At 72.2% G+C, this 25,404-nt stretch carries 24 protein-coding genes and 1 pseudogene; 19 read left to right on the top strand and 6 right to left on the bottom strand.

The features are described from left to right. Positions 1-304: 304 nt before the first annotated feature. The 3 genes and pseudogenes from D581_RS1000000139305 to D581_RS0103070 all read left to right on the top strand — a co-directional run. Positions 305-620 (top strand): annotated as a pseudogene (locus D581_RS1000000139305) (amidohydrolase family protein); the annotation flags it as partial. A 217-nt stretch (positions 621-837) separates the two neighbouring features. After that, positions 838-1,056 carry a hypothetical protein gene (locus D581_RS0103065; RefSeq protein ID WP_018955758.1) on the top strand — a complete coding sequence of 73 codons (219 nt, stop codon included), beginning with the start codon at positions 838-840 and terminating at the stop codon, positions 1,054-1,056. Positions 1,057-1,394: 338 nt separating this feature from the next. Beyond that, a complete protein-coding gene (locus D581_RS0103070; protein ID WP_026290140.1) occupies positions 1,395-2,600 on the top strand; it encodes an undecaprenyl-phosphate alpha-N-acetylglucosaminyl 1-phosphate transferase in 1,206 nt (401 codons plus the stop codon). Positions 2,601-2,618: 18 nt separating this feature from the next. On the opposite strand, the gene D581_RS0103075 is transcribed toward D581_RS0103070, so the two are convergent. Then, positions 2,619-3,500, bottom strand: coding sequence for a glycosyltransferase family 2 protein (locus D581_RS0103075; RefSeq protein WP_018955761.1), 882 nt, complete (start codon positions 3,498-3,500; stop codon positions 2,619-2,621). 95 nt (positions 3,501-3,595) lie between these two features. Here D581_RS0103075 and D581_RS0103080 point away from each other — a divergent pair, with 95 nt between their 5' ends. From D581_RS0103080 to D581_RS0103090, 3 genes are all read left to right on the top strand, one after another. Then, entirely contained in the window at positions 3,596-5,809 is a 2,214-nt protein-coding gene (locus D581_RS0103080; protein WP_026290141.1) for a phosphoinositide-specific phospholipase C-related protein, read from the top strand. A gap of 152 nt (positions 5,810-5,961) precedes the next feature. Next, positions 5,962-6,963, top strand: coding sequence for a metallophosphoesterase family protein (locus tag D581_RS0103085; protein ID WP_018955763.1), 1,002 nt, complete (start codon positions 5,962-5,964; stop codon positions 6,961-6,963). Then, positions 6,960-7,682, top strand: coding sequence for a 4'-phosphopantetheinyl transferase superfamily protein (locus D581_RS0103090; protein WP_018955764.1), 723 nt, complete (start codon positions 6,960-6,962; stop codon positions 7,680-7,682). Before D581_RS0103085 ends, D581_RS0103090 begins: the two co-directional genes overlap by 4 nt. Before the next feature lie 245 nt (positions 7,683-7,927). On the opposite strand, the gene D581_RS0103095 is transcribed toward D581_RS0103090, so the two are convergent. Next, the gene (locus D581_RS0103095) at positions 7,928-8,293 is read right to left on the bottom strand and encodes a tetratricopeptide repeat protein (protein WP_018955765.1); all 366 of its coding nucleotides are present in this window, start codon (positions 8,291-8,293) and stop codon (positions 7,928-7,930) included. Positions 8,294-8,441: 148 nt separating this feature from the next. Here D581_RS0103095 and D581_RS0103100 point away from each other — a divergent pair, with 148 nt between their 5' ends. Then, complete coding sequence (locus tag D581_RS0103100) at positions 8,442-9,407, top strand: pirin family protein (RefSeq protein WP_018955766.1); 966 nt, start codon at positions 8,442-8,444, stop codon at positions 9,405-9,407. A gap of 275 nt (positions 9,408-9,682) precedes the next feature. On the opposite strand, the gene D581_RS0103105 is transcribed toward D581_RS0103100, so the two are convergent. Continuing rightward, positions 9,683-10,207, bottom strand: a complete 525-nt coding sequence (locus D581_RS0103105; RefSeq protein ID WP_026290142.1) for an excalibur calcium-binding domain-containing protein — start codon at positions 10,205-10,207, stop codon at positions 9,683-9,685. 322 nt (positions 10,208-10,529) lie between these two features. Here D581_RS0103105 and D581_RS0103110 point away from each other — a divergent pair, with 322 nt between their 5' ends. Continuing rightward, the gene (locus tag D581_RS0103110) at positions 10,530-10,850 is read left to right on the top strand and encodes a hypothetical protein (RefSeq protein WP_026290143.1); all 321 of its coding nucleotides are present in this window, start codon (positions 10,530-10,532) and stop codon (positions 10,848-10,850) included. 33 nt (positions 10,851-10,883) lie between these two features. Here D581_RS0103110 and D581_RS1000000141550 read toward each other — a convergent pair whose 3' ends face one another. The 3 genes from D581_RS1000000141550 to D581_RS0103125 form a co-directional block, all read right to left on the bottom strand. Beyond that, positions 10,884-11,234 (bottom strand): hypothetical protein, encoded by a 351-nt coding sequence (locus D581_RS1000000141550; RefSeq protein ID WP_199787763.1) that lies wholly within the window; start codon positions 11,232-11,234, stop codon positions 10,884-10,886. Positions 11,235-11,285: 51 nt separating this feature from the next. Next, on the bottom strand, positions 11,286-12,677 hold the full coding sequence (locus tag D581_RS0103120) for a hypothetical protein (RefSeq protein ID WP_018955770.1): 1,392 nt from the start codon (positions 12,675-12,677) through the stop codon (positions 11,286-11,288). Positions 12,678-12,798: 121 nt separating this feature from the next. Beyond that, entirely contained in the window at positions 12,799-14,064 is a 1,266-nt protein-coding gene (locus D581_RS0103125; protein WP_018955771.1) for an MFS transporter, read from the bottom strand. A 773-nt stretch (positions 14,065-14,837) separates the two neighbouring features. On the opposite strand from D581_RS0103125, the gene D581_RS0103130 reads away from it, so the two are divergent. The 11 genes from D581_RS0103130 to D581_RS0103180 all read left to right on the top strand — a co-directional run bounded on the left by D581_RS0103130 (position 14,838) and on the right by D581_RS0103180 (position 25,376). Further along, positions 14,838-15,767, top strand: coding sequence for an acetaldehyde dehydrogenase (acetylating) (locus tag D581_RS0103130; RefSeq protein ID WP_018955772.1), 930 nt, complete (start codon positions 14,838-14,840; stop codon positions 15,765-15,767). Continuing rightward, on the top strand, positions 15,764-16,777 hold the full coding sequence (gene dmpG, locus D581_RS0103135; protein WP_018955773.1) for a 4-hydroxy-2-oxovalerate aldolase: 1,014 nt from the start codon (positions 15,764-15,766) through the stop codon (positions 16,775-16,777). Before D581_RS0103130 ends, dmpG begins: the two co-directional genes overlap by 4 nt. A gap of 81 nt (positions 16,778-16,858) precedes the next feature. Continuing rightward, complete coding sequence (locus D581_RS0103140; RefSeq protein ID WP_199787764.1) at positions 16,859-17,728, top strand: cupin-like domain-containing protein; 870 nt, start codon at positions 16,859-16,861, stop codon at positions 17,726-17,728. Continuing rightward, a complete protein-coding gene (locus tag D581_RS0103145; RefSeq protein WP_018955775.1) occupies positions 17,725-18,978 on the top strand; it encodes an 8-amino-7-oxononanoate synthase family protein in 1,254 nt (417 codons plus the stop codon). The genes D581_RS0103140 and D581_RS0103145 overlap by 4 nt, the downstream gene beginning before the upstream one ends. Beyond that, on the top strand, positions 18,975-19,844 hold the full coding sequence (locus D581_RS0103150) for an HpcH/HpaI aldolase/citrate lyase family protein (protein ID WP_026290145.1): 870 nt from the start codon (positions 18,975-18,977) through the stop codon (positions 19,842-19,844). The genes D581_RS0103145 and D581_RS0103150 overlap by 4 nt, the downstream gene beginning before the upstream one ends. Further along, positions 19,841-20,866, top strand: coding sequence for an ornithine cyclodeaminase family protein (locus D581_RS0103155; RefSeq protein WP_018955777.1), 1,026 nt, complete (start codon positions 19,841-19,843; stop codon positions 20,864-20,866). The genes D581_RS0103150 and D581_RS0103155 overlap by 4 nt, the downstream gene beginning before the upstream one ends. Continuing rightward, entirely contained in the window at positions 20,853-22,211 is a 1,359-nt protein-coding gene (locus tag D581_RS0103160) for a hypothetical protein (RefSeq protein ID WP_018955778.1), read from the top strand. Before D581_RS0103155 ends, D581_RS0103160 begins: the two co-directional genes overlap by 14 nt. An 87-nt stretch (positions 22,212-22,298) precedes the next feature. Further along, positions 22,299-22,853: a MaoC family dehydratase gene (locus D581_RS0103165; RefSeq protein WP_018955779.1), complete on the top strand. Its 555-nt coding sequence runs from the start codon at positions 22,299-22,301 to the stop codon at positions 22,851-22,853. A 122-nt stretch (positions 22,854-22,975) separates the two neighbouring features. After that, positions 22,976-23,431 carry a nuclear transport factor 2 family protein gene (locus tag D581_RS0103170; protein ID WP_018955780.1) on the top strand — a complete coding sequence of 152 codons (456 nt, stop codon included), beginning with the start codon at positions 22,976-22,978 and terminating at the stop codon, positions 23,429-23,431. Further along, complete coding sequence (locus tag D581_RS0103175) at positions 23,428-24,633, top strand: MFS transporter (RefSeq protein ID WP_018955781.1); 1,206 nt, start codon at positions 23,428-23,430, stop codon at positions 24,631-24,633. The genes D581_RS0103170 and D581_RS0103175 overlap by 4 nt, the downstream gene beginning before the upstream one ends. A 77-nt stretch (positions 24,634-24,710) precedes the next feature. After that, positions 24,711-25,376 carry an ATP-dependent endonuclease gene (locus D581_RS0103180; protein WP_026290146.1) on the top strand — a complete coding sequence of 222 codons (666 nt, stop codon included), beginning with the start codon at positions 24,711-24,713 and terminating at the stop codon, positions 25,374-25,376. Positions 25,377-25,404 lie beyond the last annotated feature (28 nt).

A 25,404-nucleotide genomic window follows, 5' to 3' on the forward strand; every position in this document is an offset into this window, starting at 1 on the left:
CGTACGGGTTCTGGTGTGACCCAGGAGCGAAACGGCGCCTCTCCGTCGTGCCGGTTGAGTTCGCCGGGGTGACGGATGTCCGCAAGGCCCGTTGGTGGAAGGGGTGTTGCAGGCCTCATGTGTCCAGGCCGGGCGCAGGTCCGACCCGTGCCCGAGCCGGGGACATGGTGCCCGCCGCATCCCGGCGCTGCATTCCGGGCGGACGGCCGGGAGGTCCCGGCGGCGATGCCCCCAGCCGTACGGCTCCGAGGAATCCCGCGCCGGCACAGCACACCGGACTCCGACTCCGAAGGACGGACTGCCCATGCTCTGTACGCGACTGACCAACGCGCGCCTCCTCGCGATGGACCCCCGGCACCCCGTCGCCCACGACCTGGGTATCCGGCGGGGGCGGGTCGTCGGTGTGGACGAGGCCGTGACATCTCTGCCCGCCCGCGAAGTCGTCGACCTGGACGGCGAACCGTGCTGCCCGGTTTCATCGGCAGCCATGTCCACCTGGCCTGGGCCGGGTTGAAGGCCGGCACGCCGAGCATCGCCCCGTGCGAGCGGGTCGAGGACATCCTCGCCGTGGTGGACGCGGCGACCCGCGACGACCCGCACCGCGTGGACCCCTCGCGGATCGGGGACATCGCGGTCGTCGAGACCTTCGTGGACGGCCGGGACGCCCGCATCGCTGGGTGACGCCAGGCTCGGCGCCATGCGTGGGGAGAAGGCGGTGAAGGCGGAGGACGGGTCGAGCGCCGCGTGGGTGGCCGTCGGCCGTGCGAGAACCTGCCGGGCTCTCCACGGCCCCCGGAGGCACTCCGCGCCTGACTGCGGGACCGTGGCGTCGACTGGATGCCCTTCGCCGGGGATCTCGTCCGCTTCGATCTCCTCTGCGGCGTCGGCGCGGGCGGGCACCGGCGCGGTCAGTACGTCGTCCGGGTCCACGCGGACGCGCTGCGCGCCCTGGGCCTGCACCCCGATCAGCCCGCCGCCACGGTCACCGGTCCCTCTCCGCCCGGCTGGTGGCACGCGGCCGCCGAGCGCAACGCCGGTCGAGGTGTCGGGTACTGATGCCCCATCCGTCCGCCGCTCTCTCCCCCCAACCCCGTTCACGCCGAGCCTCTTTGAAGACTGCCGAGCGGTCGGCCCAGCTCCTCCCGGCAGGCGGGTGGCAGCCCGGTGGCAGTCCCGGAGGCGGCCCGGGTTGAGTGCGGTGGGAGAACAATAGGTCGCTCTTTTCGTGTTATTTAGGGTGAATGCGGACATTGGCCCGTAGGTTGGGGAGAAACGCCACCCGAGTGGCGTCCCGTCTCCCCCGACCCGCAACCGGCCCGGGGCCGGGCGGCCACCGTTCCACCGGCCGCCCGGAGTCCCGCGCCGCAGGTCATGAACGAGGAAAGGCAGGGCAGGTGAACGTGCTGGGGATCATCGCCTCCGGTGTGGCCGCGCTGTTCATCACGGTCGCACTCGCCAAGGGCGCTCGCCGTGCGGCGCTCCGCCCCCACGCCCCGGACGGACCGGGCAGGCGGGCGCCACGGGCCGCAGCGCTGCGCAGGACAGGCGGTGCCACGGTCGTGCTCGGCGTCGGCACGGCAGCCGGCGGGGCCCAGTGGCTCGGCGCGGTGGACGACTCCGCCGGCTCCGTCGCGGGGCTGCTCGCCGGGGCCGGGATCGTCGCCGCCCTCGGGCTCGTCCATGACCTGAAGCCCTTTCGGGCCGCTCTCCGCCTCCCCGTGCAGACGGCCGCCGCGGTCCTCGTCGTCTGCCTCGCCGGACTGTCACCGGCGGCGGGCGTCCTGGCCGTGCTCTGGATCGTCCTCGTCACCAACGCCTTCGCCCTGCTCGACCACGCCGACGGACTGCTGACCACCGTCGGGCTGGTCACCGCCGCCGGGCTGCTCGCGTGCGCCGCCGTCGGCGGGAGCCCCGCCCTCGCCCTGCTGCCGGCGACCCTGGTGGCCGGCCTGGCCGGCTTCCTGCTCCACAACTGGCACCCCGCCCGCCTCCGGCTCGGCGCATCCGGTGCTCAGTTCACCGGATTCGCGCTGGCCGCCTCCGGCGCGCTGATCCAGACAGCGGCCCCGTCGGGCCGAGCCGCCTGGGCCGCGCTGCCGGTCCTGGCGACGGTGGCCCTCGCCGACACCGCCCTGGTCCTGATCTCCCGCCGCCGCGCCGCGCGTTCCCCGCTGCGCGACACGGACGACCACATCGCGCACCGCCTGCGCCGGGTCCGCGTCACCGTGCCGGGCACGGCGGTCCTCCTCGGCCTGTGGGCGGCAGTGCCGGTCACCACCGCGACACTGGTGTACGCGGAACTGCTGCACCCCGCGCTCCTCCTCCCGCCGCTGGCCGGGACCGCGGCCGCGGTCTTCGCGCTGCTGAGGATTCCGGCGTACGCACCGCTCCGCACGGCCCGGCCCCGTAACGCCGCCCGGCGCACCACGGCGACCTCCACCGGCGCCGCGATCCCCTCCGCCGCCTCCGCCCAGCGTGTCGCGGGCCCGGCCCCCCGGAAGAGGGCGCCCGCCGGCACCGCCAGGACGGCCGCGGGGCAGCCCACCGTGCCGCCCCCGCCCACCGGCCGGCCCGCCGCGGTGGCCGCCGAGCGAAGCTGACGCCCGCCCGGCCCCTGATCACCCCCGCAGCCGGCCGAGCGTGGCGCGGGCCGCGGCGCGCGCGTACGGAGCGAGCATCAGATACGGCGCCCACGGCCAGGTGTGCCGCAGGCAGTACACCCACCACGGGCGGAGCGGCAGCTCCTGTACGGAGGTCACGCGGCGCAGAGCCTCCCGGACGCCGATCCCCGGCTCCCGGGATCCGGGAACGCCCGGCCCGCCCACGCACTCACCGGCATGTCCCGGGGCGACGAACGCGGTCACCCCGGCCCGCCGCGCCCGGCAGCCGTGGTCGTAGTCGCCCATCCGGTGGCGGAAGACCTTGTCCGGGTCCCCGACGAGGTCGTACACGGCACGGGGCACCAGGACCACGCGCCCGTCGTACGTGTCGCAGGGCTCGGGCCGGTGCTCGCCGGGCTCGACGAGTGCCAGGGAACGGCCCCGCCGGCCGGAGTACACCGTGTCCCCGTACGCGTTCCGCACCGCGCCCACGACGACGGTCCCGGGCCCGGCCGCCCCGGCCGTCCGCAGCAGGTTCGCGAGGGCGTCCGGGAAGAGTTCGACCCCGTCGTCGAGCCAGAGCTGATGCGTCCACGAGTGGGTCGGCCCGCCGAGCGGACCGCCGCCCCCGCCCCCGCCGCCGCTGCGGCTGTTGCGGCTCGCGATGCGCAGCGCCAGGTTGGGGGGTGTGTCCGCGCCCACCGACATGACCTCCACCGCCGGATGCCGCAGCCGGACCGCTTCCGGCGTACCGTCGGTGCTGCCGGTGTCCACGAGATGCACGCCGAGCGTCGTCCCGGCGGGAAGCCCGCGCTGCTCCGCCAGGGCACGCAGCGCGGACAGCGTTCGCGCACGGCGGTCGTGACTCGTCATCAGCACGGCCAGGTGAACGGAGTGCACAGCGGCTCCTCGGCTACGGAGTGCACAGCGGGCTCCCCAGCTCCTGAATCTCATCATGCACGCAGAAAAGCTGATATTCCGCATAGGCTGGGCGGGTGAGTGCCGAGCCGACCGCAAACCCGCTCGGGCCGTCCTGGGGACCCGCGCCCCCGCGCCGGCCCGGCCGTCTCGTGCCGGTGCTCGCCTTCCTGCTGGCCGTCCTGTGCGTGACGACGGTCGCCCTGACGGCGACCGTCCGGTCCACGGTCGCCTCGCCCGGCTTCCACCAGGCGGTGCTGGACGAGGAGTCGGCGTACGACCGGCTCTACACCGAGGTGCTCGTCGACCCGGAGATCTCGCCCGTCACCCGCGACCTGCTCGCGCACCTGCCCGTGCCCGAGGCGCTGGTGACGTCGAACATCAAGGTCGTGCTGCCGCCCGGCACGGTCCGGGCCCTCACCGACCAGCAGATCGAGGCGGTGACCGGCTATCTGCGCGGCGACCGTGACGAGCTCCGGCTGACCGTCGACCTGGCCCCGGTGCTGGAGAACCTCGCCGACCTCGCACGCGTCTACTTCGGCGACCTGGTGGCGAGCCTCCAGGGGAGCGACCGGCCGGACTTTGAACGGTTCGCCGCCGACCTCGGCACGGCGCTCGACGCGCTCAAGGAGGGCCGCGCCCCCGACCTCCCCACGCTGCCGCTCACCGAGGACCAGGCAGACCGCGCCGCCGACGCCCTCCTCACGACGGTCCCGGAGCGGGAGCGGGCGGCGCTGCGCCCCGAGATCGAGGTGGCCCTGGAGGAGGGAGACGTATCGACCGCGCTGGCAGCCACCGCGGCCGCCGCGCTCTCCGAGGGCTCACGGACCGCCGCCGCCGGCCTCCGCACCACTCTCCAGGACGGTACGTGGGACCTCACCGGCACCCTGACCACCGCCGGGATGGACCTCACGGCCCTGGAGCGGGCCCGTGACGCCATCAGGCTCCTGACCCTGCTCCAGGCCCTCGCCCTCACCGTCGCCCTGGCCGCGCTCGCGACGCTCTGGTTCACCGGACCCGCCGCCCCGGCCCGCCGGCTGATGCGACTGGGGCAGGCGCTCGCCTGCGCGGGAGTCCTGACCGCCGCGGCCGTGCTCCTGGCCCGGCTGATCACCGGAGGACGCCTCCTCACCACACCGTCCTCCTGGGCCCCGAGCGTCGCCGCGCTCGTCGACGACCTCCAGCGCAACGCCGTGAACCAGGCGGTCGCCACCGGGCTGAGCGCCGCCCTCACGGCCCTCGTCGGCGGCGTGCTCCTCACGGGCGTGGGCTGGGCGTTCCTGGTGCGCCCGGGTCGGATGCCGACCCCGAGAGCGGTACGGACGACGGCGGCGGGCGTGGCCTGTGCCGCACTGGCCGGCGTACTCCTCGTGCCGCCCGTGTTCGGCCCGTCCGTACCCCGCGAGTGCCTGGGCAGCAGCCGCCTGTGCGAACTGCGGTACGACGAAGCCACCTACCTCACCTCGCACAACGCGATGTCCACCACCGCGGACCGGTTCATCGGCCCTCTCCAGGATCCCGACATCACCACCCAGCTCAACACGGGCGTCCGGGCCCTCCAGCTCGACACGTACCGCTGGGAGCGCCCGCAGGACATCGCCGGACGTCTCGACTCTCCCGAATTCACCCCCGAACAACGGCGTCTGATCACCGGCGCCATCGACCGGGCGAACCCGCCGCGCGAGGGACTCTGGCTCTGCCACGGCGTCTGCCGCGCCGGGGCCGTCGAACTGGTTCCGGCCCTGGAGGACATCGGCGACTGGCTGCGCGCCCACCCGACCGAGATCGTGACGCTCATCGTCCAGGACGACATCGGCCCCGAGGACACCGAGGAGGCGTTCCGAGCCGCCGGCCTGGAGGACCTCCTGCACACTCCCCCGGTGGATCCTGACGCCCCGTGGCCCACCCTGGCGGAGATGATCGACAGCGGTCGCCGACTGGTGGTGTTCGCCGAGAAGGCCGATGGCCCGGCGCCCTGGTACCGCAACTTCTACCGGTACGGGATGGAGACCCCGTTCGCCTTCCGGAGCCCCTCCGAGATGACGTGCGAACCCCACCGGGGCGGTACCGGGAAACGGCTCTTCCTGCTCAACCACTTCATCACGAACGCGGGCGGCAGCCGCCTGGACGCCGGCCGCGTCAACGCCCGCGACTGGGTCCTGGAGCGGACCCGCGCCTGCGAGGCGGAACGAGGCAGCCCGGTCACCTTCATCGCCGTCGACTACACGACGGTCGGCGACGCGCTCGGTGCGGTGAACGAACTGAACTCCCGTAGAACAGAGGGGAACTGATGGAACGTCAGCGGAGGTAGCGACCCCGCCCGACCTGCCCGCCATCCGAAACCCCGGAGGAACCGGGAGGGGGCGTGAGAGGCTACGTTCAGCGGCTCCCCACCGTGCGGACGGAGCCGGACCACTGCCGACAGATCGGGAAAACAGCGCCCATGACGCCTCCGAGCGACCCCGCACCGCACGGTGCCCCCGCCGCCGTTCCCGCCCCCGCCGCCGTTCCCGCCCCCGGCGACGGGAGCCGACAGCAGCGCGCGGGCCGTCTGCTGGCCGTGAGCGACCTGCACGCCGCGGTGACCGACAACCGGGCCATCGTGGAGTCCCTGCACCCGACGTCCGACGCGGACTGGCTGATCGTCGCCGGAGATGTGGCGGAGACGCCCGAAGACATCCGGTGGACGCTCGGACTTTTCGCGGAGCGCTTCGCCCACGTGATCTGGGCCCCCGGCAACCACGAGCTGTGGACCCTGGCCAAGGACCCGGTCCAACTGCGCGGCCAGGCCCGCTACGACCACCTCGTCGAGCTGTGCCGGGACCTCGGAGTGACGACTCCTGAAGACCCGTTCCCGCTCTGGCCGGGCCCGGACGGACCGGTGGCGATCGCGCCGCTCTTCCTCCTGTACGACTACACCTTCCGCGCCCCGGGAACGCACACGAAGGAGGAGTCGCTGGCCGTCGCGCACGAGTCGGGCATCGTCTGCAACGACGAATACCTCCTGCACCCGGACCCCTACCCGACGCGGGACGACTGGTGCCGCGCCCGGGTCGCCGCGACCGGCCGCCGGCTCGCGGCGCACGACCCCGGGATACCCCTCGTCCTCGCCGGGCACTGGCCGCTGGTCCGGGAACCCACGTCGGTGATGTGGTACCCGGAGTTCGCCCAGTGGTGCGGCACGGAACTGACCGCCGACTGGCACCGCCGTTTCAACGTCACCGCCGTCGTCTACGGGCACCTCCACATCCCCCGTACGACCTGGTACGACGGGGTGCGCTTCGAAGAGGTCTCCATCGGCTACCCCAGGGAGTGGCGCGAGAGGGGACACCCGCGAGGCCTGCTGCGGCAGATCCTCCCCTACGAGGGGCAACCACCCGCCCCACCGGCCCGCACCGACGCCGAACCGTCCGCACAGCGGCGGACCCCGGGAGGCTCCTCGTGATCGAGCGACTGATGCCCGCCGACGTCTCCTGTGCTGCCACCCGCGCGGAGACCGCCCCCGACGGGACTCTCTTCCCGGAGGAGGAGGCGCTGGTCGCCAAGAGCGTGGCCAAACGCCGGAACGACTTCGCGACGGCCCGCGCCTGTGCCCGGCGCGCCATGGCCGGACTCGGCCTGCCACCCGTGGCCGTGCTCCACGGCCACCGGGGACGACCGCTGTGGCCCGAGGGAATCGTCGGCAGCCTCACCCACTGTGAGGGGTACCGGGCGGCCGCGCTGGCCCGCGCGAAGGGTGTGCTGTCGCTCGGCATCGACGCCGAACCGCACGCCCCGCTCCCCGTCGGCGTAAGGGAGTTGGTGACCCTGCCCGCCGAACGTGCGCGGATCGGTCAGCCCGCACCGGCAGGCGAGAGCGAAATCCACTGGGACCGTGTTCTGTTCAGTGCAAAGGAGAGCGTCTTCAAAACCTGGTATCCGGTCACGGGAATCGAACTCGACTTCATCCAGGCCGACCTGACGTTCCAGCAGACGGGCGGTCGAGCCGGCAAGGGTGATACGCCCGACGGGGACACCGCTGCCGAGGGCACGTTCGCCGCGCGTCTGCTCCTCACGGACCCGGCCCTGCCGACCACGCTGCGCGGGCAGTGGCGGATCGAGGACGGCATCGTCGCCACGGCCGTGCTGGTCCGGCCCGACTGGCGGGAGAGCGAGGGGGCGTGACGCCCGGTCGGCCGGGCAGCGCGAGGGCGCTGACGAAGGCGTGGCACCGGAGCAGCCGGCGGAGACCGCCACCGCCAGCCCGATGAGCGCGGCCGACCGCGCCACGCCCTAATGCGGCACTCCTGGATCCGTGCGTCTTCGACCCCTTCGTCCTGGAGATCCCGTGGTCCGATGCTCGTATCGGCGGGTGAAGTAGACCGGGCCCGCACCGAGTGGTGCGGGCCCGGCCAGTGACGCGGAACTGCTCAGGAGCGCGTGGCTCCGGGGCCGAAGTCTCCGGTGAGGGCGGCGGCCATCCGCAGGTGCGGCGCCGCGTCGGCGGTCCGCCCCTGACGCTCCAGCGTCCGGCCCAGCATCAGGTGCGCGTAGCTCTCCACCGGGTCGAGCTCCAGAACGGCCCGGAGCTCCTGCTCCGCCTTGCCCAGCCGGGCGGAGTGGTAGTAGGAGCGGGCCAGCAGCAGCCGCGGCGCGACCTGCTTCGGCGCTTCCCCGACGAGTCCGCCCAGGATCCGGGCGGCCGTCAGGTACTCCTTGGCCTCGAAGAACATCTGCGCCCGGTCCCACCGGTCGGCGGCGGTGCCGAACTCGTAGTAGGTCTCGGTCTCGCTCACGCGTCCTCCTCCATGGGGTGCGGGGCAGGCTCCGGGCCGCCCCGCCGTACGTTCAGCCATGACAACACCGCACAATGGTTGAACATTCCACTAAAGTTCTGGCGTGGGACCCGGTGCTCCACGCCCCTGCGGGAATAGGTTGAGCGCCATGAGCAATCTCGATCGCCAGGCCACGCCCTCCGTCTGCGGAGGACGCGGTTTCGTCGTCGCCGAGCCCGTCCGCGAGCTTCTCGCCCCCCGCCGCGTCCAGCTCGGCGAGGGCACCGAGGTCCGCCGTCTGCTGCCCAATCTGGGCCGGCGCATGGTGGGCGCCTGGGCCTTCGTGGACCACTACGGCCCCGACGACATCGCCGACGAGCCCGGAATGCAGGTCCCGCCGCATCCCCACATGGGCCTCCAGACCGTCAGCTGGCTCCATGACGGGGAAGTCCTTCACCGGGACAGTCTCGGCAGCCTGCAGACGGTACGCCCCCGCGAACTGGGCCTGATGACCTCGGGCCGCGCCATCAGCCACTCCGAGGAGAGTCCGAAGGAGCATGCCCGGCTGCTGCACGGAGCGCAGCTCTGGGTGGCCCTCCCGGAAGCCCACCGCACCATTGAGCCGCACTTCCAGCACCACACGGACCTGCCCGTCGTCACCGCCCCCGGCGTGAGCGCCACCGTCATCCTGGGCGAACTGGACGGCGCGGCCTCGCCCGGCACCGCGTACACCCCGATCGTCGGCGCCGACGTGACCCTGGCCGGTGGCGCCGAGGCCCGCCTGCCCCTGGACCCCGACTTCGAGTACGCGGTCCTGTCCATGTCGGGCGAGGCCGAGATCGACGGCGTCCCCGTGCTGCCCGGCTCGATGCTCTACCTCGGCTGCGGGCGCACCGAACTGCCTCTGCGCGCCGTCTCCGACGCCGGGCTGATGCTCCTGGGCGGCGAGCCGTTCGAGGAGGAACTGGTCATGTTCTGGAACTGGATCGGACGTTCGCACGAGGAGATCGAACAGGCCCGTCGGGACTGGATGGAAGGGACACGGTTCGGGCAGGTCAAGGGGTACGACGGGGCTCCGCTGCCTGCCCCTGAGCTGCCGGCGGTACCGCTGAAGCCGCGTGGAAGACTCCGCTGATCTGCGAGATGCGCGGGCGGCACGACGGTGCCGCCCGCGCGGAGGGTGCCGTCCGCGACGAACCCGGTGGCTTGCCGCAGCGGCGTGCGCACCAGATCTCGCCGGGCCCGTCCCGCTGAACAGCTGCTGCGTCTGCGCCATACCGTCCTGCATCCGGCCGAAGACCGTCACGCAGGCTTCCCGCCGCGATCCCCTCCCGCCGCTCCCCGGGACCTTGCCGAGCAGGAGAATGTGGCCCACCGGCGGCACCGCCCGCAGCAGCTTGCCGGCGGCCCCTATTCGCAGGCGACCCCGTCTCCGTCGCGGTCCAGATGCCGTCCGTACCCGGGGTCGCCGGCTCTGATGGGTGCGGCGCCGGCGGCGCGGACCGCGGTGCAGTTCTCGTAGTACGCCGACGTGCTTCCTGAACCGCCACTGCCTGCGTCCTCTTCGCGGGGTACTGGCTCCTTCTCGGGTTTCGGCCGCGGTGGCGCTGCTGTGACCGTCACCCGCACCTTCTTGATCTTCGTGACCGTAGGGGCCGGCTCCGGACTCGCGGTGACCGTGACCCTTGCCGTCTCCGTCACCGTCACGGTGGGGCCCGGCTTCGTCTTCGCTGCGGCTGTCCGCACGTCCTGCGGCTGTTCACCGGTAGTGCCGATTCCGACGCCCAGGACGAACAGTGCGCCTGCGGCGGGGAGAACGACGCGCTTCCGGGCCCACCGCGGACCGCCAGGCGGAGAAGACGGGGGCGGCGTGACCGTACCGCCCTGCCCCCAGTCGGACTGACGCGACGGGTGTTGCGGGCTGTTCCAGTCCATGGTCCCCCCAGGTTGCTTCGCGGAGGCATGAACATAGCGAGCTGGACAGGACCGGAGGATCTACTTCTTCCGTTAGTGACGGAGTTGTGATCAAACAGCGGGGGAGTGGCGAAGCTGAGCGATCCCGTGGCCGTGGAGCGACGCCAGTTCCCGGGTCGGCATGAGGCCGGCGAGCGGATCGGTCAGGCACTGACTCACGGCGGCAGCGTGCGCCTTGGCTTCCGCGCCGACCGAAACGTATGGGACCGTGTCTTGCGCGGCTGTCAGGGCGTGCTGCGAGAATGCTGGTGATATCCCAGCGGGATCCTGCGACCCTGGGCGCATGCCTCGACGAATCATGTTTGTGCAGCTGAAAACGGGTTTCGACACCGACCGTGGGCCCTCATGGATCGGGTGGGTGGACTTTTCGAAGACGTGGGGGACCGCGAACTTCCACGGGCGAACGCTACGCCGTGCAGGGGGGATGTTCGATGCCAACTTCTACGACATCGAGACCAGCGAGGAGTTCTGGGTCTCCGGTCCAAAGCGGGATCGTGCCGACACTCGCTACGCCCCTTCGGACCCTGAGGTCGAGCCGGACGCGGCCGTTGCCTATGAAGCCTTCCTGGATGGCGCGCCTCTGCCGGGACGGGAGAACGGCTAGCGTCTGGAAGCACTCTGCTTTCCCGTTGCCGTGTCACGGGCGGTCCGCGCTGGTCGGCATCGGTGAAACCGGCAGGCTTTCAGCACGCCAGGTCGCTACGGCGCCGGCCGACACGATCAGTCCCATGCCGACGAGCACCGGTGCGGAGAGAGCTTCGGCGAGGGCGAGGGCGCCGATGAGGGCGCCCATCACCGGGTCGAGGGAGAACAGCGTCGCGACCACTGTGGCGCCGGCCGCGCCATAGACGAGCATGCCCGCCCATTTCCGCCGTGTGTGGCCACGGACCCTCGGGCGCACCAGCGCCAGCAAAACGAGGGACCAGGCCCGCACCGACGAACGCCCGGGTGCGGGCAGGTGATCGATACCGAAGGGGACCACGTCCACCCGGTCGGTTCGTGCGGCCGCCGCCGCCGGGCCGGGTTCGGACGCGTGGGATCAGCGGTCGCCGCCGTGGAAGACGCAGCCGACCGTGGCGCCGCTGCCCATGCTGACGACCCCCACAGCCGGATCGGCGCTGCCCCGGACGAAGCCTCCCGCGTAGCCGTCGTCCTCGGCGCCGCGTGCGCTCAGGTAGAGGCCCCAGTTCAGGAAGAGTTCCCGCACGCCGCCGGCGCCGTCGGGAAACGGCTCGGCGGTGGGACGTACACGGCGCTGGAGCACGAACGGACCGCCCATCGCCGAGGCGACCCTGCTTTCCCACTCGGCCGGGCCCACCGTCCAGCCGGCGATGATGCCGTTGCCGCCGTGCAGCAGCGTCGGCTTGAGGATCAGCTCGTGCTGGTGCCCCAGGGCGTGGGCGAGCAGGTCGACCCGGGTGCCGCCGGGGTCCGTCGCGCGGGGGCGCACGTACCGCGTCCACGGCAGGATCCGGTCGAGGCACGCCAGTTCGGCGGCGTCGTACCGGTCACGGTGCTCCTCGTCGGAGAGCATCGCCAAGGTGCCCTTGTTGCCGTACAGCTCCGCGTCCAGTCGGCTGAACAGGCCCAGCCTCCCCTGCTCGACCGCGGTCAGCAGCGGTTCCAGCTGGGCCGCCGCGGTGGGGTCGGTGAGGTCTTCGGGCAGGAAGTACCGGAAGACGACGTCGACGGTGCGGCCCGAGGCCGTCGGACGGCCGTTCGGGTACGTGATCGAGCCGAGGTCGCAGGCGATCCCCTCGACCCCGAAGTCGGCCAGCTTCTCGGCGAACACCCGCAGTCGAGGTCCCACGACGGCGAAGTTCTCCACCGTGTCCACCACGGCGACGACAGGGGCCCGGCCGGTGGGGATGTTCGCGGCGCACTCCGCGTACATGGTCCGCACCATGTGGCCCAGCGTGTCCTCGTAGCGCAGTCCGTGCCGCCGTACGAACTCTTCGAGCGGGGGATAGGCCAGCATCGCCCGGTTGATGTCAGCGTTCTCGAAGCCGCCGAGCGCACTGGTGATATTGAATTCGAGAAGCCTGAACCCCGTACCGTCGTGGTAGAGATCGGCCCGCCCCAGCGGGAGGAGCGACCCGGTCCGGGCGCTCCGCGTGATGAGCGCCGACTGCGAAGGGTCCAGCCCGACCGCCGCGGCCAGTGCGGTGACGCTTCCGCCGAACCCGCGCTCCGGCAGCGAGCGCAGCAGCCCGTAGACCGTGTGGAGGTCTCCCACGAGGGTGCGGAGCTCGCTCTCGCCGAGGAAGGCGGGGCCGGTCAGGAACCGGTCCTGGTACGCCAGTCTCAACGTGGCGGACTCCAGGGCCGCGGCCGCGGGACGGCCCGTCGACCCGTTCCGCGCGAGCTGCTCCCCGTACGCGTGGCCCAGCCGCGACCTGGGCGGGGTGCGCGGACTCGTGGTCGTCGTCATGGGGTGTCCCTTTCCGGAATGGGCACGTTCGGTACGGTGCCCCGTTCGGTGCGGTGCGGTCCAGGGCGCTGCCGTGTCCGGACGGTGCCGGCGTCCCGCGGCGCGCCGGACGGCTGCTCGTTCAGTCCGTCTCCGTCGTGCGTGGAGCCGGGTCGGCGCGGGTGATCCACCGGCGGCGGGCGCCCACGAGGAGCCCCATGGCGACCACCGCCATGACGACCGCGCCGGCCCCGAACACGGCGCGGGTGCCGACCTCGGCGGCGACGAACCCGCCGGCCGCCGCACCGACGGGGAGTCCGCCCCAGGCCACGAGCCGGTACACGCTGTTCGCCCGCCCGAGCAGGTGCTGTGGCACCAGGGTCTGCCGCAGCACGACCACGACGACGTTCCACGTCACCGTCCCACAGGCGAAGATCGCGAGGGCCACGCCGGCCGCGTACACCGAGGGCACGGCGGCGAGCACCGTCTCGCTCGTGGTGATCAGGACGGCGGTGGCGACCAACGCGCCTTCCCGGCCGAGCCGTTCCGTCAGCGCGGGCGCGAAGCGTGAGGCCAGAACGGCTCCCACCGCTTGGCAGGCGAGCAGGACGCCGTACCCGAACGGACCCAGGCCGAGCTCCTTCCCGCTGTGCACCACGAGGACCGCGAGCATCGCGCTCCCGGCGAGGTTGATCAGACAGGACACCAGGGCGAGGCTGCGCAGCAGGTGATGCGAGAACAGCCATCTTGCGCCGGCCAGCATCTCCGACATCACGCCGGACCTGTCCGGTGCGCGCCCGACGGGCCTGGTGCGGCGGATGCGGCTGATCAGGACGGCGGAGCACAGGAAGGTGGCCGCGTCCACGCCGAAGGGCAGGGCCGTCGCCACACCGAACATCAGCGCGCCGAGGAGCGGACCGATGAAGCCGGTGCCGGCCTCCTGCGCGGCCATGATGCGGGCGTTGGCGGTGGAGAGACCCGCCTGCGGGGTGATGAAGGGCACGAGTACCTGGGCGGCGTTGCGGCAGAGGACCTCGCCGACGCCGAGCAGGAACATGCAGACGTAGAGCAGCGGCAACCCGCCCCAGCCGACGAGGATCCCGAAGGTGAGCACCGCCAGCAGGACGGCCCGGCCGACGTCGACGCGCACCATCATCGCCCGGATGTCGATGCGGTCCACCAGCAGTCCCGCCGGGATGCCGAACAGCAGGAAGGGCGCGGTGAAGGCGACCGAGGCCGCGCCGATCAGGCGGGGGTCGTCGGTCAGACGGGTGGCCAGCAGGGGCGCGGCGGCGATCGTGGCCCCGTCACCGAGCGACGACACCGCGGCGGACCACCACAGCCGGGAGAAGTCACGTCCCAGAACGGGCCGTTGCGCGTCGGCCTTGTCGGTCGTCGACGCGGTCATGAGCGCGCGTGGCGGCGCAATCGGCAGTACATTGCCTCCCCCTTCGATGTGGCTGCCCCGCCGTCGACGCCCCACCAGCCCGTCGTCGTGCGCCGAGACCCGCGCAGCCAGGTGCACGGGGTTCCCGAGAGTAGTCGGCGTCCGTGGTGGAGTCGAGGGAAAGATCAGGTCCTGCGGGGAAAGGCGCGTATCCGGCGCTCAGGTGTCCGGGAGGAGCCGCCGAGCGCCTCCCCCGAAGATCAACCCATGTGCGAATGAGGGGGGTTGTGTCCTGCGGTCTTCTGATATGTTCACCGCCGCTGGGCGGGTGAATCGGCGGCCGGCGACGTGCGTGCAGGGGAGGACATGCCGTCAACGGGGCTTCAGCACACCGAGTCAAGCCTCCGGTTCGCGCTCACGGCCGATTGTTTCGGCGCGACGACCTGCGGCTGGTGATTCCTCGTCCTCCACGTGCGACCGCGCATCGCCTCACTGATGCTTCACCTCTCGGCGGCCGACCGGCGCAGACGACTGACCGACGGTCGCCCGAGCAGGTGGGAGAGGCATCGTGACCGACCGCGTCGGCACACGGCCCGGAACGGACGGAGATCCCGGTGAGGCACCCGGCCGCCCGCGGCCAGGACCGCCACGGAGCAGCCGCGCGCAGATGGAAGGGTGGGAACAACGTTCATGAGAACCTACGGACCCGACGCGGCGAGCCGGACGGCCGGCGCCCGCCGTCGCCACTCACATCATCCGCCGGCCCCCCGCCTCCGGCGCCCCGGAGGCATCCGTTGAGTCTCGCGGCGGGCCTGACGAACGCCCGCCCGGGCATCGTCGAGATGGTGACGGTCGCCGTCATCGGCACCGGGGCGATCGGGCGGGACCTGGTCAGCAAGATCGACCGGTCGCCCGGGCTGGACTGCCGACTGGTCGCCGGGCGCAATCCGGAGTCGGCGGGCCTGCGGTACGCCGAGAGCCTCGGCTGCGCCACCACCGCCGCGGGCATCGTGGCCGTACTGGCGGCGCCGACCCCGTTCGACGTCGTCTTCGACGCCACCAGCGCCGCGTCCCACCGGGACCACTGGCCGCTGCTGGAGCCGCTCGGGACGCTGGTGATCGACCTGACCCCCAGCAAGGTCGGGCAGATGGTGGCGCCCACCGTGACCGGGGTCGCGGCCGAGGCCGCGCGCAACGTCAATCTGATCAGCTGCGGAGGCCAGGCGTCCGTTCCGGTCGTGCACGCGCTCGCGGCCCGGTTCCCGGTGACGTACCTGGAGGTCGTGTCGACCGTGGCGAGTGACGTGGCCGGCCGCGCGACCAGGCTGAACCTCGACGAGTACGTGACGGCCACCGGTCACGCCGTGACGACGTTCTCCGGCGTGAGTGACGTCAAGGTGATCCTCAACATCAGCCCGGCGGTGCCGCCGGCCACCTTCCGCACCGTCGTCCACGCCCGGGTGCCCGACGCCGACGCGACCGCGGTGCGAGCGGTGGTCGACCGGGCGGCCGAGCAGGTACGGTCGTTCGCCCCCGGGTACGAGGTCGTCGCCTGCACCGCCGTCGACGACCTGGTGACGATCGTCCTCAAGGTCACGGCGCACAGCGAGGTCCTGCCGCCGCACGCGGGGAACCTCGACATCATCAACGCCGCCGCCGTCATGGTCGCCGAGCAGTACGCGGCCCGGCCGGACCGGGCGTCCCGGACGGGGGTGTCGCCGTGAAACAGGTGGTGATCCACGACCCGACGTTGCGCGACGGTCAGCACGCCGTCCGCCACCAGCTCGGCCTGACCGCACTGCGCCGCTACGCGGAGGCGGCGGACGCGGCGCGGATCCCGGTGGTGGAGGTCGGCCACGGCAACGGTCTGGGCGCCTCCTCGTTGCAGGTGGGGCTTGCCGCGGCGACCGACGACGAGATGCTCTCGACGGTCCGCGAGGCGCTGAGCCACAGCCGGCTGGGCACCTTCATGCTGCCCGGCTGGGGCACCTCCGACGACCTGCGGCGGGCGATCGCCCACGGGGTCGACGTCTTCCGCGTCGGCGTGCACGCCACCGAGGCGTCCTTGGCCGAACACCATCTGGGCTTCCTGCGGGACGCGGGCGCCGAAGCCCACTGCGTCCTGATGATGAGCCATATGGCCTCCCCCGACGAGCTGGCCGAGCAGGCCGCACGGGCCGTCGGATACGGGGCGCAGGGTGTGGGGATCATGGACTCCGCGGGGCACTTCCTCCCTCCCGACGTCACCGCGCGGATCGGCGCCATCGTCGAGGCGGTCGGCGCCGTCCCGGTGATCTTCCACGGGCACAACAACCTCGGTATGGCCGTCGCCAACTCGGTGGCCGCCGCCGACGCCGGCGCCCTGATCATCGACGGCTGCGCCCGTGGCTTCGGAGCCGGGGCGGGCAACACCCAGCTCGAAGTGCTCGTGCCGGTGCTGGAGCGGAGCGGTTTCGCCACGGGCATCGACCTGTACGCGCTGCTGGACGCCGCCGACCTCGCCGAGCGCGAACTCATGCCGGCACCACCGGTGACCGCCTCGATGAGCATCGTCAGCGGTCTGGCCGGAGTCTTCTCCGGCTTCAAGCACCGGGTCGTCGAACTCTCCGGAGCCGCGGGCGTGGACCCGCGCGAAGTCTTCTTCGAACTCGGCCGACGGCAGGCCATCGCCGGGCAGGAGGACCTGATCGTGGACGTGGTGGCGGAGTTGAGCGCCCGCGGGACCGACGGCTGACGCGGCATGAGACCCGGCGTCGGCCGCGGGACCGACGGCTGACGCGGAATGAGACCCGGCGAAGAGAGGAGGACCAGCGACATGGCAGTTCCGGAAGCTGTGCCCGGGGAGAACGGGACAGCGGGGGTCGAGATCACCCGTATGTCGTTCGACGAGTTCCTGGCCGTGGGCCCCCGGGGGCTGTACCGGGCCGACCGCCCCGTGGTGATCAAGCTGCCCGCCGGCGTGCAGGGACTCGGACGGGACGAAGTAGCCGCGCGCCTGGCCGAGATGACCGTCACCCTGTTCACCGAGCCGGGCGACAAGAACCACCCGGGCCGCTGGGAGACACGGGACATCAAGCTCCGCGACTTCTTCGCGGACGAGCGGCACCTGACCAGCACGGACACCTGGCACCGGGTGGTGTCGAACATCCGCAGCAGTCCGGCCGACGTGAACGCCGTCATCGGCTTCGACGCCGAGGAGTTCTTCGGCTACGGCGACAGCCTGTACGCGGCCAACCTGTGGATCAGCCACCGGGGCGTCTTCACCAAGAACCACTTCGACGAGTTCGAGAACTTCAACATCGCGCTGGAAGGCCGCAAGCGGTTCATCATCGCTCCACCGGGCGTTCGGGCCTACTACCCGAGGTCGGTCCTGCGCGGGTTCGGCGACAAGTCGAACGTGGTCGACCTCGACGACGTCGACCTGGCGCGCTACCCGAGGCTCGCGGCCAAGCTCGCCCGACGCCGCGACTTCGTCCTCGAACCGGGCCACATGCTCTACCTGCCGCTCGGCTGGTGGCACCAGGCCGAGTCGCTTGACGAGATGAACATCAACGTCAACTTCTGGCTCAAGTCCAAGAAGATCCTCCGCAGGCCGCACGTGCTCGGCGTCGCCCTGTACACGTACGCCTACCGGAGGCTCAAGGGCGTCTACAGCTACAAGCCCACCGAGGAGAACTCCCGATGAGCGAGCGCAGGACCATCACCCCCACCCACCGGTACCGCAACAACGACAAACTCATCGGGATCGGCAACGCCTTCTGGAACCAGTCCTACGAGAACGGGGTCGCCGGCATCGTCGGCGACCTGGAGGACGGCGTGTTCCACATGCCCGACGGGCATGAATTCGTCAACTTCACCGTCTGCTCCTACCTGGACCTGGACACCCACCCCAAGGTCATCGACGGCGCGGTCGCCTCGCTGCGGCGCTTCGGGGTGCTCGACCACTGCATCCCGCGCACCCGCGTCCAGACACCGGTGCTGCTGGAGCTGGAGGAGTCGCTGGGCGAGCTGTTCGGCGCGATGGTGATCAGCGCGATCTCCACCGCGGCGGCCAGCACCGGTCTGCTGCCGATGATCGCCTCGGGACACCTCGGCAACGGCGTCAAGCCGCTGATGGTCTTCGACAAGAACGCCCACGTCTCCCTGGGCAACGCCAAGCCGAGCTGTGCCGACGAGAGCGAGGTCGTCACCTGCGGCCACCACGACCTCGACTTCGTCGAGGACATGTGCCGGACCTACGAACGCGTCTGCTACGTGGTGGACGGCTCGGACAGTCTCGGAGGCTACGCGCCCGTCGAGGAGCTGGCCGAACTGCAGGAGAAGTACAACCTCCTGGTCTTCTACGACGACTCGCACTCGCTGTCCGCGTACGGCGAACGCGGCATCGGCTACGTACGCACCCACTCCCCGGTGCTCGACGAGCGGACCATCACCGTGGCGACCCTGACCAAGGGCTTCGGAGCCGGAGGCACGGCGGTCCTCCTCGACGGCTACCCCGAGGAGACGCGCCGGATCGTCGAACGGTTCGCGGGCCCGCTGGGCTACTCGCAGAAGATGAACGCCGCCGCGGTCGGCGCGGCACTCGCCTCGGCCGAGATCCACCGCACCGAGGAACTCACCCGGCTGCAGGAGCGTCTGCGGTCCAACATCGCGCTGTTCGACTCGCTCGTCCTGACCGAGCAGGCCGAGGGCACCTACCCGATCCGGGTGGTGCCGATGAGCGACGACACGGTCGTCGAGGCCGCCAAACAGGTCTTCGCGGCCGGGTTCTACACCTCACCGGTGTTCTTCCCGATCGTCGCACGCGGTACCGCCGGACTGCGGGTGATGCTGCGGGCCGGCCAGAGCGCGGACCAGATCAAGCGGCTCTGCACCGCGCTGACCGAGGCCGGGGCGCGCCCGGCGGCCGCACCCTCCGGGGCGGTGAACCGGTGACCGGGGCGGCAAGGGCGATCCCGCGCTCCATCCTCTACACGCCGGCCCTGTCGCCGGAAAAGGTGATGAAGGCCTGGTCCTACGACGCGGACGTCCACCTGATCGACCTGGAGGACTCCGTACCGCCCGCCGACAAGGAGGCCGCCCGCACGGTCTGCCGGGCCGCGCTGGAGAAGACTCCGAGACCGGCCGACGTCGCCGTGCGGATGAACGAGCTCGGCAGCCTCGCGGGGGTCCAGGACGTGTCGATGCTGGCCGAGGGCCCGGTGCGGCCCGGCATCGTCCTGATGACGATGGTGACCTCGGCGGACGAGGTCGACCTGCTGCGCCGGATGCTGGCCTCGGCGGGCGCGTCCCCCGAGGTCTACGCGACGGTGGAGACGGTCGAGGCGGTCACCCGCATCGACTCCATCGCGCGCTGTGCCGACGGCCTGGTGCTCGGCTCGGCCGACCTGGCCGCCACACTCGGTGTCGACATCAGCTGGGAGGCCATGCTGGCCGCCCGGCAGGCGATGGCGATGGCCTGCGCCCGGTACGGCACGGCGTGCGTCGACACCGCCAACTACCGGCTCGCCGAACCGGCGGTCCTCACCGAGGAGACCACCCGGGCGCGGGCGCTCGGCTTCCACGGCAAGGCGACGGTGCACCCGGGCGAACTCGACGTGATCAACCGCCTCCTGCGGCCCCGCCCCGAACAGCTGGGACAGGCGCGTCGAGTGGTGGAGGCCGTCGCGGCGGCCGACGGCGGGGTCGCCGTCCTGGAGGGCAACATGGTCGGCCCGCCGTTCGCCCGGCTGGCCCGCACCACCGTGGCGCGCGAGGACGCCTGGACGAGCCGGTTCGGCCGCGCCGGAGGAACCGCGTGAGCGCGCCGGTGATGGTCCGGGCCGCCGACATGGCCGGAACCCGGCGGATGCTCCGCGTGGTCGACGTACTCGGCGAGATGTTCGTCGACCTGGCCGCCGGCCGCACCCGATCCCCGGCCCGCACGGTGCTCGAACACGGCGACCGGCGCGTCCTCCTGGTCAGCCCGGCCGTCTGGGAGCGGCGCGCGGTGGGCAGCGTCAAGGTCACCACGCTCACCCCCGACAACCCGGTACGCGGGCTGCCGCTGATCCACGGGATCGTCGCGCTCACCGACCTGGAGACCGGGCAGATCACCGCCCTCCTGGACGGCGCCGAGCTCACCGCCGTCCGCACCGGCGCCGTCGCCGCACTGGCGACCCGCTCCTGCACGCCCGACGACGCCGACGACCTGGCGGTGATCGGCGCGGGGGTCCAGGCACGCGCCCTCTTCCGGGCGGTGACGGCGGTCCGCCCGATCCGTCACCTCCGCCTGCACTCGCGCACGCGCGCCGGGGCCGAGAAGTTCGCCGACTGGATCCGCGACACCGCACCACAGCCCGTCCACGTGACCGTCTGCGCCACCGCGAGGGACGCCGTCACCGACGCGGCGATCATCTGTACGGCCACCTCGACCGACGACGGCACCCCCGTGGTGGAGGCGGACTGGGTGGCCCCCGGGGCGCATGTGAACGTGATCGGCGGAACCCACCCGGACGCCGTCGAGCTCGCCCCCGCCCTGCTGGCCGACGCCGTGACCGTCGTCGAGGACCGGACCGCGGCGCTGGACGGCGCGGGTGAGATCCGGGCCGCACTGGCCGGCGGCCTGATCAAGGCCGGGGACCTGTACGAACTGGGCGGCCTGGTGAGCGGCGCGGTCGACGTCACCGGCCGGACCACGGTCCTGCGGACGGTCGGCATGGCCATCGAGGACACCGCCGCCGCGGTGGCGCTGTTCGAGGAGCACCGTACGGCCGAGCAGACAACCGGCGGCCCGGCCGCCGTCCCGCCGACAGAGGAGGAAGCGCCGGATGGACACGCATGAGGACCTCGGTCCGGGCCACGGGCACCCGTGGTTCGGCCGCCACCGGCTGAGGCCCGCCGCGTCGGCCGACGCGATCCGGCGGATGCTGCGGCACGAACTGCGGGACACCGGCTGGCCGTACCAGAAGGTTCTTCCCGCGGCGCCGCTGGCGATCCCGCGCGCGTCCTACGCCGAGATCTTCCGGGTGAGCGTCGCGCTGGTCGATCTGCTGCGCCGTGCCGCCCTGGAGAGCGGGCACACCACCGCCGACCGGCTGACCGCCTACGCGATGCCCGCCACCGAGGACCGGCTGTGGACGCGGGACCCGTTCGTCGAGGAGCGGTACGCCGACTCCGTGGTCCGCCCGGATCTCGTCATCGGGCCCGACGGGCCGCAGTTCCTGGAGTTCAACGTCAGCGGCGCGCTCGGTGGCGTGGTGGAGACCCAGAGCCGTCTGGCGGTGTGGCGCGCGCTGCACGCCGACGAGGAGGGCCGGGCCCCGTTCCGGTCGCCGAGCCCGTTCGCCGTACGCGCCGAGATGTTCCGGTCGCTCAGCGCGGAGACGGCGGTGGCGCCGAGGGTGGCCGTCGTCGGCAGCGCCCGGGTGACCGGCGTGGAGCGACGGTACTTCGAGATGGAGGCCGACTACTACAACAGCCACGGCCTGACCGCACGCTTCTTCGAACCGGAGGAGCTGCCCGAGGCGTGGGACTGCGCCCCGCACCTGCGCTATCCGGTGGGACTGCGCAACTTCACCATTCCGGACTGGCTCGACGCGGGGCTCGACACCACTCCGGTCCAGGACGCCCTGGACCACGGCTGCCTGCTGGTGGGCACCCAGACATCGACGTTCCTGCACAGCAAGCTCACCATGGGGCTCCTGTCGGAGGGCCGGCCCTGGATGACCGAGGGCGAGCGCGGGCTCATCGCGCGGTACCTGCCGTGGACGCGGATCCTCTCCGAGCGCAGGACCGACCGCGAGGGACGGCAGGTCGACCTGGTGCCGTTCGTCCTGAAGAACCGTGAGCGGCTGGTGCTCAAGGCCGCGCTCGGGGAGAGCGGACAACAGGTGACCATCGGCCGCGAAGCCGAACAGGCCGCGTGGGAGTCGGCCGTCGGCGAGGCCGTCCAGGGCCGCACCAGCGTGGTGCAGGAGTTCGTGGAGCCGGGGACCTGCCGGGTATCGCTGATCGCCGACGGGGTCGACGAGCCGTACGACGCCGATGTCGCCCCGGTGCTGGGGCCCCTGATCTTCGGCGGCCGGCCGGCCGGGCTGTTCTGCCGGTTCTTCGGCGACGGCTCCGCCGGGATCGTCAGCGTCCGGGGCGGAACGAGCAGCTCCGACAACGTGATGGTGGCGATCTGACCGCAGCACCGCTCACGCCCCGCCCCGCGTACCGGCGCGCCCGCCCGCGCCGCCCCTGATCGAGTGACATCACCGGAGAGATGCCGCATGACCCTGCGTCACGTCAAGGACAACGAGTACGTCGAGGAGCACGGCGGGGACTACGAGGACTTTGAACCGGGCATGGTGATCCGACACTGGCCGGGCCGTACCCTCTCCGAGGCCGACAACACCTGGCTGACCCTGCTGACGATGAATCAGCACCCGCTCCACTTCGACCAGCACTACGGCGCCGGCGCCGAGTACGGAAGGGTCCTGGTCAACAGCGGCATCACGCTGTGCCTGGTCGGCGGGATGACCGTGCAGGCGCTGTCGGCGCGGGCGGTGGCCAACCTGGGCTGGGACAGGGTCCGTCTGAAGAGCCCCGTCTTCGTCGGCGACACCCTCTATGCGACGAGCCGCATCCTCGATAAGCGGCTGTCCCGGTCCCGGCCGGGGCAGGGCATCATCACGGTGGAGACGACCGGCACCAAGTCGACGGGGGAGACCGTCATCGTCTTCGAGCGGTCCTTCATGGTCCGCTGCCGCGAGCTGCCCGGCCCACCGACGGGCCAGGACCCCGAGGGCCCGACCGCCGCTGTCGAAGGAGGCCCGCCCGCGTAGCGCACGGAACCGCAGGCCCCGTACCCGCCCCGTACCCGCCCCGGGCCCGTTCCGTTCATGGGCGGCCCCCGCCCGGCCGCCCATGAACTGCGACCCGCGTACCCCGCGGCTACGCTCGAACAATGGAAGACAGCGGAGCCGGATCCGGGCCGCCGCCGAACGACGCCGACGCCGACGCCCAGGACCCTGCGGTACAGGCCCGGCTCGTCGCCCTGGTGGAGGAGTGGTCCGCCGCGATCGTCTCGAACGACGTGCCGCGGATCAGGGCCTTCATGGCGGACGACTGGATCATCGTCTCCGAGTCCGGCATCACGGACCGGGAAGCGTTCCTCGGTTACGTGGCGTCCGGCGACCTGACCCACTCGGCGATGCGGGCCATCAGCCCGTCGAGGGTCCGCGTCCACCAGGACACCGCCACGGTCACCGCGCGGATGACGAACACGGCCCACTACGATGGCCGCCGCTTCGACGCCGACGAATGGGTCACGGACGTCTTCGTCCGGCGCGACGGCCGCTGGCTGTGCGTGCTCACCCACATCACCTCCGCCGCCCCGACGGACCCTCCGTCCGACGCATGAGCCGGACGCCCGGCTCCGCGCACCGCGTGAATCGCCTCGGTTACCCCGCCGCGGCGGCCGTCTTCGCCATCGGCATGGCGGGCACCACGCTCCCCACACCGCTCTACGGCCTCTACCGGGAAGAGCTCGGCTTCTCCGAGCTGATGGTGACCGTGGTGTTCGCCGTCTACGCCCTGGGCGTGATCGCCACCCTGCTGCTCGTCGGGAACGTCTCCGACGAGACGGGGCGGCGGCCCGTCCTCCTGGCCGCCCTGGGCTTCTCGGCGGCCAGTGCCTTCTGTTTCCTCTTCGAGGGCGGGCTCCCCGCCCTCTTCGCCGGACGTCTCCTCTCCGGGTTCGCCGCCGGACTGCTGAGCGGCGCGGCGACGGTCACCGTGATGGAACTGGCCCCGCCGGGACGCGCGGCCCGGGCGGGGCTGGCCGCGACCGCCGCGAACATGGGCGGCCTGGGGTGCGGCCCGCTGCTGTCCGGGCTGCTCGCCGAGTACGCCCCCTGGCCCCTGCGGCTGCCCTTCGCCGTGCACCTGGTGCTGATCGCCGTGGCCGCCGTACTGACCTGGTTCCTTCCCGAGCCGGTCGCTTCCGCCCGGGTACGGGGAGTACGGGTGCGGCCCCAGGGCCTGGCCGTCCCGCCCGCGATGCGCGGCGTGTTCGCCACCTCGGCGCTGGCCGCCTTCGCCGGGTTCTCCCTGCTGGGCCTCTTCACCGCGGTCGCCCCCGCGTTCGTGGCCGAGACGCTCGACGTGCATAACCTGGCCCTGACGGGACTCGTCGTCTTCTCCGTCTTCCTCGCCTCGACGGCCGGGCAGGCCCTCATGGGGCGGGTCGGCGAACGGCGGGCCCTGCCCGGCGGCTGCTTCGTCCTGGTCGGGGGCCTTCTCCTGGTGGGCGCCTCGTTGCTCTTCACCTCGCTTCCCCTGCTCATCGCCGGTGCGCTGTGCGGCGGCCTCGGCCAGGGGCTCGCGTTCCGGGGCGCGGTGACGGCGATCAGCGCCGCCGCGCCGGCCGAGCACCGGGCGGCGACCGTGTCCGCCTTCTTCGTCATCGCCTACCTCGGCATCTCCCTGCCCGTGGTCGGCGTCGGCGCCCTCACCCTGGGCATCGGACTGAGGAACGCCGGACTGACCTTCGCCGGCTGTGTCCTGGCACTCGCCCTCGGCGTCGGCCTGTACCTGGCGCACAGACCTCCCGCACCCCGCTGACGTACCCGGGGACAGCCCTCGTCGGCCGACCGGAGAACCCTTGCCGTCACCGCCGATCACGGTGCGAGACTGGCTCCGTGGACACAGCGACGCGCTTGCGGCAGACGGTCGTCTCCTGGGCCGCGGGCGACGCGGAGGCGCCCGCGCCCGCCGAGGCCGGGGCCGCCCGTGCGCTGGCGGCCGACCTGAGCCTGCGCACCGTGGTGCTCGTCGAGGGCGTCAGCGACCGGGCGGCGGTCGAGGCCCTCGCCGAACGCCAGGGGCGCACCCTGAGCGCCGAGGGCGTCGTGGTCGTGCCGCTCGGGGGCGCCACCAGCATCACCCGCTATCTGCGCCTGCTGGGGCCCGACGGGCTCGACACCCGGCCGGCGGGCCTGTGCGACGCGGCGGAGCAGCGCTTCTTCGTCCAGGGCCTGGAGCGGACCGGCTTCGGCACCGCCCGGACCCCCGGCGAACTGGCGGCGCTGGGCTTCTTCACCTGCCACGCCGACCTGGAGGACGAACTGATCCGGGCGCTCGGCACGGACGGCGTCCAGCAGGTCATCGACGACCAGGGAGACCTGCGCACCTTCCGGATCTTCCAACGCCAGCCCGCCCAGCGGGAGCGGACGGTCGAGGCGCAGTTGCGGCGTTTCATGGGGACCATCGGCGGCCGCAAGGAGCACTACGCGCGAGCGCTCACGGACGCACTGGACCTCGCACGCCTGCCGGAACCGCTGGACGACCTCCTTTCCCACGTCTGACCGAGGGCCCTGCTGACCACCCTTCCCG

Source organism: Streptomyces sp. CNB091, assembly GCF_000377965.1.

Bases quoted from the DNA above. Each gene is read 5' to 3' on its own strand.
- D581_RS0103065 (WP_018955758.1), top strand. From the start codon at position 838: ATGCCCTTCGCCGGGGATCTCGTCCGCTTCGATCTCCTCTGCGGCGTC.
- D581_RS0103085 (WP_018955763.1), top strand. From the start codon at position 5,962: ATGACGCCTCCGAGCGACCCCGCACCGCACGGTGCCCCCGCCGCCGTT.
- D581_RS0103100 (WP_018955766.1), top strand. From the start codon at position 8,442: ATGAGCAATCTCGATCGCCAGGCCACGCCCTCCGTCTGCGGAGGACGC.
- D581_RS0103105 (WP_026290142.1), bottom strand. From the start codon at position 10,207: ATGGACTGGAACAGCCCGCAACACCCGTCGCGTCAGTCCGACTGGGGG.
- D581_RS0103110 (WP_026290143.1), top strand. From the start codon at position 10,530: ATGCCTCGACGAATCATGTTTGTGCAGCTGAAAACGGGTTTCGACACC.
- D581_RS0103120 (WP_018955770.1), bottom strand. From the start codon at position 12,677: ATGACGACGACCACGAGTCCGCGCACCCCGCCCAGGTCGCGGCTGGGC.
- D581_RS0103125 (WP_018955771.1), bottom strand. From the start codon at position 14,064: ATGACCGCGTCGACGACCGACAAGGCCGACGCGCAACGGCCCGTTCTG.
- D581_RS0103140 (WP_199787764.1), top strand. From the start codon at position 16,859: ATGGCAGTTCCGGAAGCTGTGCCCGGGGAGAACGGGACAGCGGGGGTC.
- D581_RS0103145 (WP_018955775.1), top strand. From the start codon at position 17,725: ATGAGCGAGCGCAGGACCATCACCCCCACCCACCGGTACCGCAACAAC.
- D581_RS0103160 (WP_018955778.1), top strand. From the start codon at position 20,853: ATGGACACGCATGAGGACCTCGGTCCGGGCCACGGGCACCCGTGGTTC.
- D581_RS0103165 (WP_018955779.1), top strand. From the start codon at position 22,299: ATGACCCTGCGTCACGTCAAGGACAACGAGTACGTCGAGGAGCACGGC.
- D581_RS0103170 (WP_018955780.1), top strand. From the start codon at position 22,976: ATGGAAGACAGCGGAGCCGGATCCGGGCCGCCGCCGAACGACGCCGAC.
- D581_RS0103175 (WP_018955781.1), top strand. From the start codon at position 23,428: ATGAGCCGGACGCCCGGCTCCGCGCACCGCGTGAATCGCCTCGGTTAC.